This window comes from Bacteroidota bacterium, assembly GCA_016699695.1.
Classification (GTDB): domain Bacteria; phylum Bacteroidota; class Bacteroidia; order Bacteroidales; family UBA10428; genus UBA10428.
The window spans coordinates 3,051,843-3,066,713 of record CP065006.1 but is presented as its reverse complement, the minus strand read 5'-3'; the positions used below and the strand labels follow the sequence as shown (position 1 = coordinate 3,066,713).

At 41.9% G+C, this 14,871-nt stretch carries 12 protein-coding genes; 4 read left to right on the top strand and 8 right to left on the bottom strand.

The window, feature by feature from the left end; genetic code table 11:
* Nucleotides 1-33: 33 nt before the first annotated feature.
* The 3 genes from IPM71_12840 to IPM71_12830 all read right to left on the bottom strand — a co-directional run bounded on the left by IPM71_12840 (nucleotide 34) and on the right by IPM71_12830 (nucleotide 1,849).
* On the bottom strand, nucleotides 34-483 hold the full coding sequence (locus IPM71_12840; GenBank protein QQS50460.1) for an SPOR domain-containing protein: 450 nt from the start codon (nucleotides 481-483) through the stop codon (nucleotides 34-36).
* A 115-nt stretch (nucleotides 484-598) separates the two neighbouring features.
* Nucleotides 599-1,180, bottom strand: a complete 582-nt coding sequence (locus IPM71_12835; GenBank protein QQS50459.1) for a thioredoxin family protein — start codon at nucleotides 1,178-1,180, stop codon at nucleotides 599-601.
* A 144-nt stretch (nucleotides 1,181-1,324) separates the two neighbouring features.
* The gene (locus IPM71_12830) at nucleotides 1,325-1,849 is read right to left on the bottom strand and encodes a hypothetical protein (GenBank protein ID QQS50458.1); all 525 of its coding nucleotides are present in this window, start codon (nucleotides 1,847-1,849) and stop codon (nucleotides 1,325-1,327) included.
* Nucleotides 1,850-2,179: 330 nt separating this feature from the next.
* Here IPM71_12830 and IPM71_12825 point away from each other — a divergent pair, with 330 nt between their 5' ends.
* The 4 genes from IPM71_12825 (at nucleotide 2,180) to metF (ending at nucleotide 9,658) form a co-directional block, all read left to right on the top strand.
* Entirely contained in the window at nucleotides 2,180-2,611 is a 432-nt protein-coding gene (locus tag IPM71_12825; protein ID QQS50457.1) for a response regulator, read from the top strand.
* A 160-nt stretch (nucleotides 2,612-2,771) separates the two neighbouring features.
* On the top strand, nucleotides 2,772-4,676 hold the full coding sequence (locus IPM71_12820) for an AMP-binding protein (GenBank protein QQS50456.1): 1,905 nt from the start codon (nucleotides 2,772-2,774) through the stop codon (nucleotides 4,674-4,676).
* Nucleotides 4,677-5,084: 408 nt separating this feature from the next.
* Nucleotides 5,085-8,765 carry a methionine synthase gene (metH, locus tag IPM71_12815; protein ID QQS50455.1) on the top strand — a complete coding sequence of 1,227 codons (3,681 nt, stop codon included), beginning with the start codon at nucleotides 5,085-5,087 and terminating at the stop codon, nucleotides 8,763-8,765.
* A gap of 35 nt (nucleotides 8,766-8,800) precedes the next feature.
* Nucleotides 8,801-9,658: a methylenetetrahydrofolate reductase [NAD(P)H] gene (metF, locus tag IPM71_12810; protein QQS50454.1), complete on the top strand. Its 858-nt coding sequence runs from the start codon at nucleotides 8,801-8,803 to the stop codon at nucleotides 9,656-9,658.
* A gap of 92 nt (nucleotides 9,659-9,750) precedes the next feature.
* On the opposite strand, the gene IPM71_12805 is transcribed toward metF, so the two are convergent.
* From IPM71_12805 to IPM71_12785, 5 genes are all read right to left on the bottom strand, one after another.
* Complete coding sequence (locus tag IPM71_12805) at nucleotides 9,751-10,095, bottom strand: DUF4190 domain-containing protein (protein ID QQS50453.1); 345 nt, start codon at nucleotides 10,093-10,095, stop codon at nucleotides 9,751-9,753.
* Between the two features lie 27 nt (nucleotides 10,096-10,122).
* A complete protein-coding gene (locus tag IPM71_12800) occupies nucleotides 10,123-10,440 on the bottom strand; it encodes a DUF4190 domain-containing protein (protein QQS50452.1) in 318 nt (105 codons plus the stop codon).
* A gap of 10 nt (nucleotides 10,441-10,450) precedes the next feature.
* On the bottom strand, nucleotides 10,451-10,747 hold the full coding sequence (locus tag IPM71_12795) for a DUF2752 domain-containing protein (protein QQS50451.1): 297 nt from the start codon (nucleotides 10,745-10,747) through the stop codon (nucleotides 10,451-10,453).
* Between the two features lie 95 nt (nucleotides 10,748-10,842).
* A complete protein-coding gene (locus IPM71_12790; protein QQS50450.1) occupies nucleotides 10,843-13,218 on the bottom strand; it encodes a DUF5110 domain-containing protein in 2,376 nt (791 codons plus the stop codon).
* A gap of 94 nt (nucleotides 13,219-13,312) precedes the next feature.
* Complete coding sequence (locus tag IPM71_12785) at nucleotides 13,313-14,764, bottom strand: aminoacyl-histidine dipeptidase (GenBank protein QQS50449.1); 1,452 nt, start codon at nucleotides 14,762-14,764, stop codon at nucleotides 13,313-13,315.
* Between the last annotated feature and the right edge of the window lie 107 nt (nucleotides 14,765-14,871).

Here is a 14,871-nt window from a genome sequence, read left to right as displayed (position 1 = left end):
CTGCCAGCCTTTCTATTTATAATTTTCTGATAATTACTTCTTTACATGTACCCAGGCTCTGCTGGTCACTGCTTCGCGAAAGACAGGAATATCGTTCACGGCTGTTTTAAAATCGGTATATGACTTGGCCGAAACACGATAATATCCAGCGCTGGAAGAATAGATAACCTGGGGTTTATAACCCATATCCAGTATGGTGTTGGCATATTTCATGGCCAGTTTCTCACTTAAAAAGCTACCTACAATCATGTAATAGCGATCGGTAGAATAGCCAATTCTGGTTTCATTATTCAGGTCAACCGGTTCAGTTTCTGCAACTATCTGTTCAATCTCAACTGTATCCTCGACTGCCTCAACCATAGCTGGGGATTGAGTTAAAAGAGTATCTACATCTTTGCTGAATAGTTTCTGCTTTTTAAAGAAATTACAGGAAGTTACCAGCATGGCAACCGACATAAATAAGATAAATCGTGTGAGTTTCATTGCAGCTTTGTATTGGTTATCAAGACAAATCTAAACATTTTTAGAAAGCAATAATTTTAAATAAAAAATATTTATTAACCTTCGCACCTGATTTACTGATCATTGAATAATGCAATTAAACTAAATCGCAGGCATCGGCTGGCATCCAGTGCTTGTCTTTTCCTTCCCACTTTACATTGCATCCAATTGGATTAGTGGCTGTTACACTCAATTTCTTTCCCTGAACTAACTCTTCTAAAACCTGTTCGAGGTTATTGATTTTTATTTGCGCAGCATCGCGTGGACTATCCACCGCACGCCCTGTATAGACCAACCTGCGCGCCTGATCAAAAACAAAAAAATGAGGTGTTCGAAGAGCGCCGTAAGCCATAGCTATTTCTTGTGTCGAATCATGCAGATAAACCCACGGAAATTTAAACTCGTTCATACGATCCACCATGTGTTTGAAGTCATCCTCGGTATAGGTATTAGCACTGTTGCTATTAATGGCTACAAACCTTACACCCGAAGAGGCAAATTTCAATGCTGTTAAACGCGTTATTTCGTCGGAACCTAGAACATAAGGACAATGGTTGCAGGTAAAGAAAATTACAAGGAACATGTTTTGCACAAAACTATCGAGGCTGTATTCTCTGCCGTCGGTGGCAGTCAATAAGAAATCGGGGGCATTGCTGCCAATAGATATAGTAAATGCCATGGCATTTTTAATTTGATACCATGGCATAACAAGCACTACTGAGAATAGTTCTCAGTAGTGAATAAAAGTTAAGAATTTTGCATTACAACAATTTTGCCTTTTTGAGTCTGTCTTGATGGGCAAACCCATAAATGTGCCTCCTTGCTAAAGGTTTATATCAAAATAAATCTCCGCTTCGAGGTTTACATTCTGAGTAATGGTCTCGCGCAGAACACCTTTGAGCACAATGGTGTATTCATCTTCCAGCATAAAATCCTTCAGGTTGTCAGAAATAACAACAGGTACGATGCTGGTTACATCCATTGGAACACTTTCCATCGATGCAATTTTCTTCTCAGCCTTTAATGGCGTTTTGATGAATACATCGAAGGATTCGAATGCATTAAAATTAGGTGCGCCAGATACAATACTAATGGTAGCACTTTTTAAACTCACCTTGTCGAGCTGATCCATCTTTCCACCCTTTGCCTCAACCTCTTCGGTTAGCTCGTGAATGTAAACATCGAACTCGTTAAAAATATCGCCCTGGTTGGCAGGTTCGATAGTAAATTCAACCCTATGTGGACCAACAGTAAAATCGAGGTTCAATTGGTCAATCAGTTCATCGCAACTTATCGCTGTCAGAGAGAGGATAAGCATTGAAAACAAGTAATTACGGCTTTTTTTCATATTCTTCGAAATATTATTTGTTGAATAAAGTTACGATTCGCTATGTCCAATATCAATAATAATCAACGAATGGTGATGAATTTTACATAAAACCATCAATTCATACCTATCAAGACAGATTGACGCAAGACAAAAAAGATTACTGAATAGTTTTTTAGTACAACTTTCAATTGAAAATGGGATTATTGAATAGTAACATTATATTTGAATGATATTTGTCATCATGAATAAGTGTTTTGCCTTACCAAGTTTATGGGTTCATCAATAAAAAACATCCTTTTATTAGTTTTGCCGTAAAGAGTAAAAGCAACCTATACCAAACCCAATCGTATGCAATTTAATTGGCACAATAAAACTGTCCTCGTTGCCGAAGATGATCCGATAAACTTCAGGTATCTGCAATTATTACTGGAAAAAAGAACCGGCATAAAGATCGTATGGGCGAAAGATGGTATTGAGGCTTATGAAAAAATGGTGAACCATTCGGGCATTGACATCGTACTTCTCGATTTGCAACTTCCCGAATTAAACGGCCTTGATGTCCTCAAACATGCACGTGCTTATTGCAGCGATATTCCAGTAATTATGCAAACCGCCAATTCGTGGAACAATGAACAGGAAATGAGTCTGGAGTTAGGTGCCAATGCTTTTTTTGTCAAACCGCTTAATATAGATGCACTCTTCGAATGCATGGATCAATGTTTCCATGAATATGCCGAAAAGAAGAGTTCACAATCTTCCAAAATCAATCAAATTGTCTAAGGGGAACTCTTGTTTAAAGAATTTTTCTGAATACATTTCAGCCTTTTTATTTCGCATCAAGTATGTGCAACATCCTGCACAAACTACTTTTTAAAAAGAAGCCAACAGAACTTATCTTGTAAAAGCTTATTATATTTGGTTATTATCAAATTCAATTTGCATGAGAACCCTGGTGAGTTTATTTGAAGAAAGTGCTGCCAAATTCGCAGATAATCCTTATGTATATCAGAAAGAAGAGAATGTTTACAAGGCTTACACATATAAGCAGGTAAAAGAAAGGGTACATTGGTTTGCAGCCGGACTGCAGCAAATGGGTTTAAACCCCGGCGACCGTGTGTCGTTACTTGCAGAAGGGCGACTGGATTGGATTACTGCCGAATTAGGGGTTGTTTATAACTGCGCTGTGAATGTACCTCTCTCCGTAAAACTTAGCCCCGAAGAGGTAATGTTCAGGTTGAATCACAGTGGTTCAAGGTACATCATCACCACCAACCGACAACTTGATAAAGTGCTTGCGGTAAGAGATAAAATCACCACTGTTGAGAAAATAATACTTCTCGATGCACCACTCAGCATCGATAATGGAATAATTGGCATCGATACCATTCTTTCGAACGGTAAGGTGTTTCTCGAAAACAAAGAACCGGATTTTAAAGCACGCATTCATTCCGTTAAGGAAGATGATTATGCCAATATCTGTTATACTTCTGGCACAACGGCCGATCCGAAAGGAATTATTCTTTCTCATCGAAACTATACAGCCAATGTAGAACAATCAAACACCCTGATGCCCGTACCGGAATGGTATTCTACCCTGCTCATTCTGCCATGGGACCATGCCTTTGCCCACACCTGTGGAATCTACACCCTCATGAAAAACGGTGCCAGCCTGGCCTGCATTGATTTGGGTAAAACACCCATGGATACTCTTAAAAATATACCCATTAACATTAAAGAAACCAAGCCTGTTTTTCTGTTAAGTGTTCCTGCCTTGGCTAAAAATTTCCGGAAAAATATTGAGAATGGTATACGGTCAAAAGGCCCGTTAGTGAATGCTCTATTTAAAAACTCGCTATTTTTTGCTTATGCCTATAACGGAAATGGTTGGAACAAAGGAAAAGCTCTGAGAAAACTGCTGTTCCCCTTTGTGAAACTTTACGATAAAATTCTTTTTAAGAAAATACGGGAAGGATTTGGTGGTAAGCTTGAGTTTTTTGTTGGCGGCGGTGCCCTTCTCGACATTGAATTACAGCGGTTCTTTTATGCCATTGGTATTCCCATGTTCCAGGGTTATGGCTTAAGCGAAGCTGCACCGGTAATTTCGTCCAATAGTCATTCGAAACACAAAATGGGCTCCTCAGGGGCCATTGCGGACTTTATGGATGTAAAAATTTATGACGAAGACGGCAACCAAATGCCTGTGGGGCAAAAAGGAGAAATAGTGGTTCGGGGCGAAAATGTAATGAAAGGTTATTGGAACAATCCGGCAGCAACGGCGGAAGCATTAAAAGGCGAATGGCTCTATACAGGTGACCTCGGCTATTTCGATTCCGATGGTTTTCTTTACGTATTGGGTCGCTCAAAAAGCCTTCTGATTGCGGATGATGGTGAAAAGTTCAGTCCCGAAGGCATTGAAGAAGCACTTACCGACCACTCGCCCCTGATCGAACAATGTATGTTGTATAACAACCAGAAGCCTTATACCGTGTGCTTGATGGTAGTAAATACAGAGGCCTTAAAACGGTATGCCCGGCAACATCATATCGATGTAAGTGACTCCCATGGGCAAGAACATCTTTTAAAAACCATTGAGAAAGAAATTAATGCCTTCCGCACCGGAGGTCACTTCGAAGATATGTTCCCGCAACGCTGGTTACCAGCTGCCATCGGCATTCTCGACCAGGCATTTACCGAAGAAAATCAATTGCTGAACAGTACCTTAAAAATGGTGAGGCCTAAAATTACTGAACGGTATGCCGAACGAATTGAGTTTTTATATACCCCCGAGGCAAAAAAAATTCACAACAGCAAAAACATCGAAAGCCTCAGGAAAATTCTATCCTAATAAATGCAATGAGCCAAATGGTTCGCTTTACAACATGCTATAATTGAAGCGAAAAACCAGAATTATGCTACGGGTTGAAGCATTTTTTGCAAAGACTTAAAAATATTAATGATAGCCTTTATTATACCAGTTACAGGCTTGTTTTAATCCTGCCCACGCTCACCCCTCTTTCCCCTAATGGGGATGAACTCCGCGCGGTTCCAACCTGGCAAGTAAAAAGTTCATGAGAGTATAGAAAGAATAAATGTTTGATGTTAATATTAATACAAGCAGTATCTATCTTACTAGTGATAAAGCCTATTTATTTAATTTTTCAGGTAACTACCAGATTTAAATCGAATATGAACATTTATGGCAGTGAATGTTGATAAATCTCATATTTTTGCAATCTAAACACGCGAAAACTGAATGAACAGACAGGAACTACTAAATATAGCATTAAAGGAAAGGGTTTTGTTGCTCGATGGAGCCATGGGAAGCCTTATTCAGCAATACAATTTATCCGAAGAAGATTACCGTGGCGAGAGATTTAAGAATACTGCCATCGATTTAAAAGGAAACAACGACTTGCTATCCATTACCAAGCCAGAGATAATTATTGAGATACACGAGCGCTACCTCGAAGCAGGATCGGACCTTATTGAAACCAATACCTTTAACGCGAACAGAATTTCTCAAGCCGACTATGCCCTCGAAGAAATCTGTTACGAACTAAACTACCAATCGGCAAAAATAGCCCGCGAAGCAGCCGACCGCTTTACCATAAAAAATCCTAAAAAACCTAGATTTGTGGTTGGTTCCATCGGGCCTACCAACAAGACTGCTTCTATGTCGCCTGATGTAAATGATCCGGGTTACAGGGCGGTTAGTTTCGACGAGATGGTAGCCGCCTATGCCGAAGAAGTGCATGGTCTCATTGATGGAGGCTCGGACATTCTGATGGTAGAAACGGTATTTGACACACTGAACGCCAAAGCAGCTCTTTTTGCTATCAGCGAGGTTTACAAGGAGAAAAATACTGAACTCCCCATTATGGTTTCCGGAACCATTACCGATGCCAGTGGACGTACCCTTTCCGGACAAACCGTGGAGGCTTTTTTAAATTCCATCTCACACATCAAGCTATTAAGTGTGGGATTAAATTGCGCATTGGGGGCGGCAGATATGAGGCCCTATATCGAGGAATTGAGCAGGAAAGCCCCTTTTAATATCAGTGCACACCCGAATGCAGGTCTCCCCAACCAGTTTGGTGGCTATGACGAAACTCCCGACCACATGGCTCTTGAATTGGAAAAACTGCTTACCGGAGGTAATGCCAACATCATTGGAGGATGCTGCGGGACTACACCGGATCATATCCGGGCTTTCGCAAAAATTATCGAAAAACACAACAACCGAAAAATTCCGCTTATTGAACCAAAAACCCGACTCAGCGGTCTTGAACCCCTTACCATAAGTCCCGAGAGCAACTTCATTAACATAGGCGAACGCACCAATGTAGCCGGCTCTAAAGCCTTTGCGCGGCTCATTAAAGAAGAAAAATACGACCAGGCACTTACAGTAGCCCGTGAGCAGGTTGAGGGAGGAGCCCAAATTATCGACATTTGCATGGACGATGCCATGATCGATGCCGAATATGCCATGGTAAAATTCCTTCACCTGGTAATGACCGAACCCGAAATTGCCCGTGTTCCTGTAATGATAGATTCCTCGAAATGGTCGGTAATCGAAGCAGGCTTGAAATGCGTTCAGGGAAAATGCATCGTCAACTCCATTTCGTTAAAAGAAGGCGAAGAAAGCTTTCTCCAGCAGGCTGAAAAAATTAAACTTTACGGCGCAGCTGTGGTAGTAATGGCCTTCGATGAACAAGGACAGGCCGATAGTTTTGAACGTAAAATAGAAATTTGCCAGCGCGCTTACAAACTCCTGACTTCGAAAATAGGTTTTCAACCGGAGAACATTATTTTCGACCCCAACATTCTGGCCATAGCCACAGGAATTGAAGAACATAACAACTATGCAGTAGATTTTATCAATGCAACCCGATGGATTAAAGAAAACCTTCCCTACGCCAAAGTGAGCGGTGGGGTAAGTAACTTATCCTTTTCGTTCAGAGGAAACAACACGGTACGCGAGGCCATGCACTCGGCATTTTTATACCATTGTACGCGTGCCGGAATGGATATGGGTATTGTAAATCCGGCCCTGCTTGAAGTGTATGACAATATTCCAAAAGAATTATTGGAATTGGTTGAAGATGTAATTCTTAATCGCCGGAGCGATGCCACCGAGAGGTTGGTTGAATTTGCCGAAACCGTAAAACAAACCGATAAAAAGGAAGCCAAAACTGATGCCTGGCGCGAAAAACCAGTGGAGGAAAGGTTAAGTTATGCCCTTGTAAAAGGGATAGCAGATTACATCGAAGCCGATGTACTGGAAGCCCGTCCTAAATACCAACGAGCCTTACATATTATCGAAGGCCCTCTGATGGATGGCATGGGTGTGGTAGGTGACTTGTTTGGTTCTGGTAAAATGTTTCTGCCACAGGTTGTAAAAAGTGCCCGGGTAATGAAACGCGCCGTAGCAACCCTTCTGCCATACATTGAAGAAGAAAAAATAAGCGATGGCGAGGGCAATGGAACTATTGGCAAAATTCTACTGGCCACTGTGAAAGGAGATGTGCACGACATAGGTAAAAACATTGTAGGCGTTGTGCTGGCTTGTAACAACTACGAAATTATCGACCTTGGTGTGATGGTGCCTACAGAAAAAATAATTCAGGTTGCGCGTGAGAAGAATGTCGACATTATTGGCTTAAGCGGACTGATTACTCCATCGCTTGAAATTATGAGCGATTTTGCCCGCGAGATGGAAAAACAAGGCATCGACAAGCCGCTGCTCATTGGAGGGGCAACAACTTCGAAAATACATACAGCCATAAAAATAAGCCCACACACAGGGGCCCCCGTTGTTCACGTCAAAGATGCCTCGAAAAGCGTTGGAGTGGTTAATCAGTTATTATCGAAAGAGAATAAAGACAGCTTTGTAAATCAAATACGCGAAGAGTATATCGAGTTACAAAAAACCTATGCAAGTGCCAGTTCAAAAATGGAATTTGTAAGTATTGAGGAAGCAAGGAAAAACCGGCTCCGCATCAATTGGCAGGCAAATAGACCTGTAAAACCAGCATTTTTGGGCACAAAAAATTATGTCGATTACCCTCTTACCGAAATTAAGGAATACATCAATTGGGTATTCTTCTTTGTCGTGTGGCAATTAAGAGGCAAATACCCCGAGATACTTCACGATGCGCGCTATGGTAGCGAGGCCCGCAAACTCTTCGACGATGTCAACAAATTGCTCGATGAAATAATTGCCGGCAATCTTATTCGGGCCAATGGAGTGGTTGGATTCTTCCCGGCCAACTCAGTGGGCGACGACATTGAAGTGTACGCCGACGAATCGCGCAGTAAAACTCTTGCAGTTTTCCGCAACCTGCGCAACCAGGTAAAAAAGGAAGCCGGGCAGCCAAACCTTTGCCTTTCTGACTTTATTGCCCCAAAAGAATCGGGCGTAATCGATTACATCGGTGCTTTTGCCCTTACTGCGGGCATAGGTGTCGATCAAATGGTGAAAAAGTTTGAAGCCACCCACGACGATTACAACAGCATTATGGTAAAAGCACTTGCCGACAGGCTGGCCGAAGCCTTTACAGAGTTGGTTCATCTGAAGGTGAGAATAGAATGGTGGGGATACTCCAAGGATGAAAACCTAAGCCTTGATGATCTTTTACTTGAGAAGTACCAGGGTATCAGGCCAGCGCATGGTTACCCGGCATGTCCCGACCATTCCGAAAAAGAAACCCTCTTCAATCTGCTGCATGCCGAAGGCAGTGGCATACACCTCACAGAGAGTTTTTCGATGGTGCCGGCAGCCTCGGTTAGCGGCTTGATCTTTGCTAATCCTCAATCGAAATACTTTTATGTAAGCAAAATATCATCCGACCAGGTGCAGGATTACGCGCAAAGAAAAGGAGTTTCGGCCAATACTGTAGAAAAATGGCTGGCAACCGAACTAAATTATTTATAGACTAACCTAGACACCAAGCCCATCGATTACACATTATGAAGATTACAGACTTATTCTTATCTCAGGACCGGTCCTTTTCCTTTGAATTCTTTCCACCCAAGGATGAAATCTCTGCCGTAGATTTTGGCATCAATGTGGGGCAACTTATGCGCCTTTCTCCTTCGTTTGTAACCGTTACCTACGGTGCCGGCGGGTCCGATCAGCATAAAACTTTCGACCTGGTTGATTATCTTCAAAATAAAATAGGGCTTACCACCGTGGCGCATTATACTTGTGTCAATGCTTCCCGACAGAAAGTAGTAGAAGATTTAAATTACCTGCAATCGATACACATCGAGAACCTGATGCTACTGCGTGGTGACCCTCCTAAAAATGAAGCACATTTCAATGCACCCGCCGATGGTTTTCGCCATGCCAGCGAACTGATAGCCTTTGTGGATGAGCACTACGATTTTGTGAAAGCAGGTGCCTGCTATTTGGAAAAACATCCCGAAGCCTCTTCGATGGAAGAAGATTTGGCGAACCTTAAAACCAAAGTCGATGCTGGAGCCGATTTTTTAATTACACAGCTCTTTTTCAATAATAAGCTTTACTTTGATTTTGTAAAAAAAACCCGGGAATTGGGAATTCACTCGCGCATAATACCAGGCATTATTCCAATAACTACTTTCAGGCAAATCGAAAGATTTACCAAAATGTCAGGCACAAAAATTCCTGTTGAGTTGGCATTAAGTCTGGAAGAATACAAAGATAATCCATCCAAATCTTATCAGATTGGCGTTGACTATACCATACAACAGTGCCGCGAATTACTGGCAGGTGGTGCACCAGGAATTCATTTTTATACCCTGAATAAATCGCGAGCAGCAGTAGAAATTTTCGAATCGCTCTGATTATTCGCCAGCATTTTTCTAAAAGCCTTGCAATGCCAAAAAAATGCCCTGCCTAGCGGCAGGGCATTCTTATTTGGATATTTTTTAAATTCCTAAAATTGCTGAAATTGCTTCCAATATTCAGGTGAAAAATTAAACCCGGTGGTGGCCAAGGCAATTAATATGATAATGATAAAAATTGCTGATAAAGAGAGACCAACGATCGCTGTAACCCGGCCTGCCTGCAGGTTGGGGTAACCCGACCACTTTTCCGGATCTGCCTTATATAATTTCAGTGGATTGGTTGAGATGACAAGTGCAATAATTCCCATTATAATTCCCAGAATACCATAGCACCAGCAAAACGCTATAGACAAAATACCTAACACCAATACAGCTGTGGCATTGGGTAGTGGTTGTTTGTAGAACAATTGTTGTTGATTATTTTGCTCTTCCATTTTTATTCAGATTTTGTTATTGAAATTTTACATGTTTTGGAGTAAGGTACCCAGTGAAAATGCAGCTGCACCCAAAAAGATTAACGACACAAGAATAATAAGTAAATAAACAGCAGAAAGGGCTAAACCCACAATAGCCATCACACGACCGGCTTTTAAGTTACTATATCCCTCGTATTCGTTGGGAGCCTGATTATAAATTTCGGTAGATTTTTTCGATACTACAAGCGCTATAATGGCGAGGGCAATACCAATTAATCCCCATACCCAGCAGGTTACAATCGATAAAATGCCTAATACCAGAACAAGAGTTGAATTAGGAAGAGTTTTCTTAAAAGTTTCCATAATTAATAGTTTATTGAATGAATTTAAGGATATAATTCGCGATAATAATACCCAGGTTGATGAAGAACATTACTAATAAAACACGAGCCCCTTTCGGAAAACGAAAAATCAGATGAAGCCCTAAAAAACATAACATCAGAATGGTTGGAATCAAAGCTGGATAGGCATGAAAGGAGTCGGACCATTCGCCCCTTAAAAGGTGCGCCAACGATCGCTGAAAACCACATCCAGGACACTCTATGCCACAATATTTCTTGTAAAAACAAGCCATCGAATGTTTCTCAAGAAAAAGTGCCAGCTTTTCCACTTTACTAAAAATGCTTATGAATTCAAGTTAACAATATTATTCGAATATCGTCTAGCATCATAAAGAATACGCCTTTAACAACGGGTTAAAAAACTTTAAAGAACTTTAATTTCTACAGACTTTTCTGTAGTTAAATCACTTATTTCAAGGATGTTATTTTGCCAATTAAAACTAACAACCTGTCCATTAACCAGTACCTCTAAAGGTGATTTTTTCAAGCCTACCAACTTCAATGCAATGAAACGGGTTTTGGGTGCCTCGGCATAACTACCTTCGAGTTGATATGAAACAACCAGTCCTTCATCCTGATTCTTGCATTGCAATTGTAACAATTGGTATTGACCCTTCTTGTATGCGTCTTTTAAATAGCCATTGTCAAAATAAACTTCGCCGGTGAAATCGTTCTTTTCTGCATTCAGGTAACAGTAAACGGTAAGCTGGTCTCCATTATATTGGTCGGTATTCAGCATGGCATCGGACAAAGTAATAAAACTACCTCCACGGGCAAATACCGGTATCGATTCCTCTTCGGCTTTTACTTTGATAAACTGACCTCCCTGCAGCCACTCCTGGGTATAAAAATTATACCAATCGCCATTTGGTAAAAATACCTCTCTTTCTGTGGCATCTTTGTACCAAATAGGTGCGACTAATAAGTCATCGCCCCACATGTGCTGATTGCTAAGGGTGTCGGAAATTTGTTGCTCTTCAAAAGCTAAAAACATTGGTTTCGCCATAAGTGCCCCTGTCTGTTCTGCTTTCCAGGCAAGGGTGTAGTTATAGGGCAACATGGCATAGCGCAGCTGAATTGATTTTTTTACAATATCCTGCACCTTTTGGTGATAAAATATTGGTTCGGGTGGTGCACCAGGATCGCCATGAGGCCTGAAAATAGGTGTGAATACAGCATATTGCAACCAGCGCATATAAAGTATAGAATCGCGTGGGTGCATGGCAAATCCACCTGCATCGGAATGCATATAAGGCAAACCAGACAAACTCATCCCAAGCATGACATTGTTCTGAGCCCTGAAACCAGACCAGTCGCGGGCTACATCGCCAGACCAGGGCATGAGTCCATAACGTTGCGATCCGGCATACCCAGCACGCCCCAATTTAAATAGCCTTTCGTCTGGATAATCTTTGGCATAATTTTCATAAAGCATGGCCACCCATTCGTGTCCGTAAACTCCATGCACTTCCCTGCCCAGTCCATTTACATGCACCATATCGTCCGGATGCACTTCGGGTTCGCCCAGGTCGCCCCACCAGCCGGCAATGCCACGTTCTTTTTCTTGTTTGTATTGTTGCCAGAACCATTGCCGGGCTTCGGGTTTGAAAATATCAATCAATCCGGCATCGCCAAAATAAAAATAAGGCATGGTCATGGTTTGCCCGGTGCTGTCGAGGCCTAAGAACTTATTTTCCGAGAGGAAATTAAAATGCTTCGATTTACGGGTAAAAAAGGGCTCGGAGACGGTAATGGTTTTTACTCCCTGTTCAGCAAAGTTCTTTATCATTCCATTCGGATCCGGCCAGTAGACGCTATCCCATGCAAGGTTTCCCATGTAACCATTTTGCAATTCCTGCCCAAACCAATAAATATCGATAATGATGGCATCCATCGGATAGCCAGCTTCGAGCATAGCTCTTACCACTTCTTCTGTTTCTGCCTGCGAACGGTACCCAAATCGCGACTGAAGGTTACCCAATGCCCAAATTGGTGGCATGGGTTGTGTGCCTGTAAGTTTGAAATAATTGGCAAGTACTTCTTCCTTATCTTTTCCGTTTATAAAATAATAGGTTTGATTGCCACCAGTGCTTGCAAAATCAAGCACATCGCTTTTTTCTTTTCCTATATCAAACCACGCCCTTGCCGGGTTGTCGATTAAAACCATGTATTCACCCGAAGAGAGAAAAGAAGGAACTGAATAGTTTAAAAACTCTGCCCCTACTCCGTAGCCATAATTAGCCTGGTTGAAGCACTGAAATTTGTAACCTCGCCTGTTCTGAGGTATGGCACGCGATCCGGTTCCATAAATGGCTTCTCCTGGGCTTAACTTAAAGCTAAAGGCAGTTAGATTATCTCGATAATGAAAGCCTTTGTCTTCTTCCAGTTTGATGCCGGTTTCCAAATCGTAAAATGTGAAATGCACCGGAGAAAAAGAAATTTCGACCTTTACCTTTCCCGTTGTGAAAACTAACAAGCTATCTGTGCGTTTCACCTTGGCTTTTATGGGCTCATGAAGTATCGGACCATATACCCGATTACCAGACATAAGGCTGTCGGAAAAGCTTATTCTTACAATCTGCTCATCCACGGCAAACACTTTGTAGTTTCCGGATTTAGTTGCAATCTCCAGTTGGTTGTTTTGGAAAATATAGGAAGTATCTTGATCAATCTGATGATTCGAGCTGCAGGCAGTCGATATCAAAATAAAAAAGATGGCAATCGAAAAAAAACGGCGCATTTCTATTCTGTTTAGATTATTTTGAAACTTAACTATTGGTTAATAAAGGCACTATATTACACAATTAAAAATAAATTGCTTATCACAAAAGAAATTACCCGATGGCCTCCAGGGTGGCTTTGAGAAAATCGTAAAACTTATCGACTGAGGCAATATGCACCTTCTCATCGGGCGAGTGAGGAGAGCGAATGGTAGGTCCGAATGAAATCATATCCAAACCATGGTACTTTCCGCCAATAATACCGCACTCCAAACCTGCATGAATGGCAAGTAAACCCGGAGTTTTGTTAAAAAGCTTCTGGTAAGTATCGGAACAAACTTTAAGCACATACGACTCGCGGTTTGGACTCCAGCCAGGGTAGTCGCCGGAAAAATTCAATTCGAAACCGGTAATACTGTGCAGCGCCGAAAGCTTTTCGCCCACAGCATATTTAGCTGTATCGATGGAACTGCGAACAAGGTAAGTAAACTCTGCCTCTTCATTTTCAATCCGAACAATAGAAAGGTTCAGAGAGGTTTCAACCAATCCGGGCATCACATCGCTCATGCGCATCGCTCCACTTGGCGCGGCATTTAGCACACCAATTAATCGCATAGCATCGGCGGGCGAAATAACTTTCGAAGGAACATCAACTGCCACCAATTCGATGCTTAAACCTGGTTCGGTGTGTTTGAGTTCTTCTTTCAGATTTTCGGTAAACCGGCTAATGAAAGATTTCAGGTCGTTCACAAAAATTTCAGGTATGATAACTATGGCATGGGCTTCGCGAGGAATGGCATTACGCAAATCGCCACCCTTTAAACTGGCTACCTGAACCGAAAGGTTGTTCAGCGCCGACCATAGCAAACGGCCCATTATTTTGTTGGAGTTACCACGCCCCAGGTTGATATCGAGCCCGGAATGACCCCCCTTCAGTCCTTTGATGATTATCTCAAAAGCCTTTCCTGACTCAGGTGCCACTGACTGATAGGAAGAATTAGCCTGTACATTTAACCCACCTGCACATCCTATAAACAATTCACCTTCGTCTTCCGAATCGAGGTTAATTAATACCTGGCCTTTTAAAACGCCTCCTTTTAAACCAAAAGCACCGTCCATACCGGCCTCTTCGTTGATGGTAAATAAAGCCTCCAAAGGACCATGTTTTGTTGAAGTTGATTCAAGAATGGCAAGCATGGCTGCACAGCCAATGCCATTGTCGGCACCAAGAGTAGTCTGGTTGGCTTTGAGCCACTCGCCATCGATAAGGGTTTCAATCGGATCGGTCTCGAAATTATGCACCTTATCGCTGTTCTTTTGTGGCACCATGTCCACATGCGATTGAAGAATAACCCCACGGTGATTTTCTTTGCCTTTGGTAGCAGGTTTCGACACTACTATATTTCCAACCTCATCGATATGGTATCCTAATCCCAATTGGATGGCAAAATCCTGAATATATTTTATCACTTTGCCTTCGTGCCTCGAAGGACGTGGAAGTTGAGTGAGTGCATAAAAATGTTTCCAGACATCCGTAGGCTTATAGTTTAATATTTCTTTCCCCATGGCAGCAGAAGTTAAATAATTAATACATTGTTTGGTTCATTCGGCACCCGGCATGGTAAAGATGATCGTGTTCACACCGGGTGGCTAAAGATACTATTTCCTGAGAA

Excerpts from the sequence above, each read along its gene's own strand:
- IPM71_12835 (QQS50459.1), bottom strand. The coding sequence starts at position 1,180 with ATGGCATTTACTATATCTATTGGCAGCAATGCCCCCGATTTCTTATTG.
- IPM71_12785 (QQS50449.1), bottom strand. The coding sequence starts at position 14,764 with ATGGGGAAAGAAATATTAAACTATAAGCCTACGGATGTCTGGAAACAT.
- IPM71_12805 (QQS50453.1), bottom strand. The coding sequence starts at position 10,095 with ATGGAAGAGCAAAATAATCAACAACAATTGTTCTACAAACAACCACTA.
- IPM71_12830 (QQS50458.1), bottom strand. The coding sequence starts at position 1,849 with ATGAAAAAAAGCCGTAATTACTTGTTTTCAATGCTTATCCTCTCTCTG.
- metH (QQS50455.1), top strand. The coding sequence starts at position 5,085 with ATGAACAGACAGGAACTACTAAATATAGCATTAAAGGAAAGGGTTTTG.
- IPM71_12790 (QQS50450.1), bottom strand. The coding sequence starts at position 13,218 with ATGCGCCGTTTTTTTTCGATTGCCATCTTTTTTATTTTGATATCGACT.
- IPM71_12825 (QQS50457.1), top strand. The coding sequence starts at position 2,180 with ATGCAATTTAATTGGCACAATAAAACTGTCCTCGTTGCCGAAGATGAT.
- metF (QQS50454.1), top strand. The coding sequence starts at position 8,801 with ATGAAGATTACAGACTTATTCTTATCTCAGGACCGGTCCTTTTCCTTT.
- IPM71_12820 (QQS50456.1), top strand. The coding sequence starts at position 2,772 with ATGAGAACCCTGGTGAGTTTATTTGAAGAAAGTGCTGCCAAATTCGCA.
- IPM71_12800 (QQS50452.1), bottom strand. The coding sequence starts at position 10,440 with ATGGAAACTTTTAAGAAAACTCTTCCTAATTCAACTCTTGTTCTGGTA.
- IPM71_12840 (QQS50460.1), bottom strand. The coding sequence starts at position 483 with ATGAAACTCACACGATTTATCTTATTTATGTCGGTTGCCATGCTGGTA.